Annotated in this window: 3 protein-coding genes; all 3 read left to right on the forward strand. The window is 64.7% G+C overall.

Annotated elements, in window-relative coordinates; genetic code table 11:
- Positions 1 to 161: 161 nt before the first annotated feature.
- Genes ACEN88_RS31540 through ACEN88_RS31550 form a run of 3 tightly spaced genes read left to right on the forward strand, consistent with a single transcriptional unit; the run spans position 162 to position 1,327 of the window.
- Positions 162 to 485: an ArsR/SmtB family transcription factor gene (locus tag ACEN88_RS31540; protein ID WP_025511203.1), complete on the forward strand. Its 324-nt coding sequence runs from the start codon at positions 162 to 164 to the stop codon at positions 483 to 485.
- On the forward strand, positions 482 to 895 hold the full coding sequence (locus ACEN88_RS31545) for an SRPBCC family protein (protein WP_056126802.1): 414 nt from the start codon (positions 482 to 484) through the stop codon (positions 893 to 895). Before ACEN88_RS31540 ends, ACEN88_RS31545 begins: the two co-directional genes overlap by 4 nt.
- A gap of 15 nt (positions 896 to 910) precedes the next feature.
- The gene (locus tag ACEN88_RS31550) at positions 911 to 1,327 is read left to right on the forward strand and encodes a DUF1801 domain-containing protein (protein ID WP_413346082.1); all 417 of its coding nucleotides are present in this window, start codon (positions 911 to 913) and stop codon (positions 1,325 to 1,327) included.
- The last annotated feature ends 134 nt before the right edge of the window (positions 1,328 to 1,461 follow it).

Consider the following 1,461-nt stretch of genomic DNA (forward strand, 5'->3'; position numbering starts at 1 on the left):
GGCTGGACCTGCCGCTGGCGCGCGCGGCCGAGGCGCATGCCGCGCTGGAGGCAGGGCAGACGAGCGGCGCGGTGCTGCTGCGGCCCCGCTAAAAAAGTGCTTGACCAACCAATAACCGGCTGGTTATGATTTGATTCATAGCCAGCCGGTTATTAATTGCCATGACAGACACCCACGATATTCTTTTCCGGACACTCGGCGACCCCACGCGGCGCGCCATCTTCGAATCGCTGTGCCGCGACGGCGAGCAGACGGTCGGGGCCCTCACGGCCCGGGCCGGCATCTCGCAGCCGGCCGTGTCCAAGCACCTGGGGCTCTTGAAGCAGGCGGGGCTCGTGCGCGACCGGCATGAAGGACGCCAGACGCACTACACCGCCCAGCTGCAGGCATTGGCGCCGCTGGCCGACTGGACGAATCAAATGGCCCGGTTCTGGGAGAGCCGGTTCGATGACCTGGAAGACCTCTTGAAAAGGATGGACCAATGAACGATACCTCGCTCCACACGCGCACCGTCACCGTCGAACGCGAATTCGCGCATCCGCCGGAAAAGCTCTGGCGCGCACTCACGCAGCCGCACCTGATCGAAGCGTGGCTCATGAAGAACGATTTCGTGCCCGCCCTGCATCACCGCTTCAAGCTCAGCGCCGACTGGGGCGCCGTCGACTGCGAGGTGCTGGAGATCGAACCGAACCGCTCGCTGTCGTACACGTGGGCCGCGATGGGCCTGGACAGCGTCGTCACCTGGACCCTGACCCCGGCCGGCGCGGGCACGCACCTGAAAATGGAGCAGACCGGCTTCCAGCCCGGCCAGGATGCGGCCTACAATGGTGCGAAGTACGGCTGGAACAAATTCACGGCCGCCCTCGACGAGGTGCTGGCGAAGCTCGACGACTGAACCAAAGGAGGCGACATGAAGCAGGAGAATGCATCCACGGACCTGGCGGCGTCCGCACTGATCGACCGCCGCATCGCCGACCTGGGCGACTGGCGCGGCGCGGCGCTGGCCCGGGTGCGCGCGCTGATCCACGAAGCGGTGCCCGGCGTCGTGGAAGAATGGAAGTGGATGGGGACGCCCGTATGGTCCAGCGGCGGCATTCTCTGCACGGGCGAGTCGTACAAGTCGCACGTGAAGCTGACCTTCCTGAAGGGCGCGTCGCTGGACGACCCGTCCGGCCTGTTCAACTCGAGCCTGGACGGCAACGCCCGACGCGCCATCGACATCCACGAAGGCGACGAGCTGGACCCGGCCGCATTCCGTGCGCTCATCCGCGCCGCGGCGGCGCTCAACGCCGCCAAAGCAAAACCGAAGCGCGCAAAAGTTGCCTGAAACCGGGGTCAGAGCCCGGCTTTTGGAAATGTCGTCCGGGACATTACCTAAATTCGGGCTCTGACCCTGAGCCTTCCCCTCAAATTTTGCTCAGATGTCATAGGTAAGCATCATGGAAGTCAGCTCTGACGATG

The sequence above is a fragment of the Massilia sp. CT11-108 genome (genome assembly GCF_047302915.1).
GTDB lineage: Bacteria > Pseudomonadota > Gammaproteobacteria > Burkholderiales > Burkholderiaceae_D > Telluria > Telluria orientalis.

Bases quoted from the DNA above. Each gene is read 5' to 3' on its own strand.
- ACEN88_RS31540 (WP_025511203.1), top strand. From the start codon at position 162: ATGACAGACACCCACGATATTCTTTTCCGGACACTCGGCGACCCCACG.
- ACEN88_RS31545 (WP_056126802.1), top strand. From the start codon at position 482: ATGAACGATACCTCGCTCCACACGCGCACCGTCACCGTCGAACGCGAA.
- ACEN88_RS31550 (WP_413346082.1), top strand. From the start codon at position 911: ATGAAGCAGGAGAATGCATCCACGGACCTGGCGGCGTCCGCACTGATC.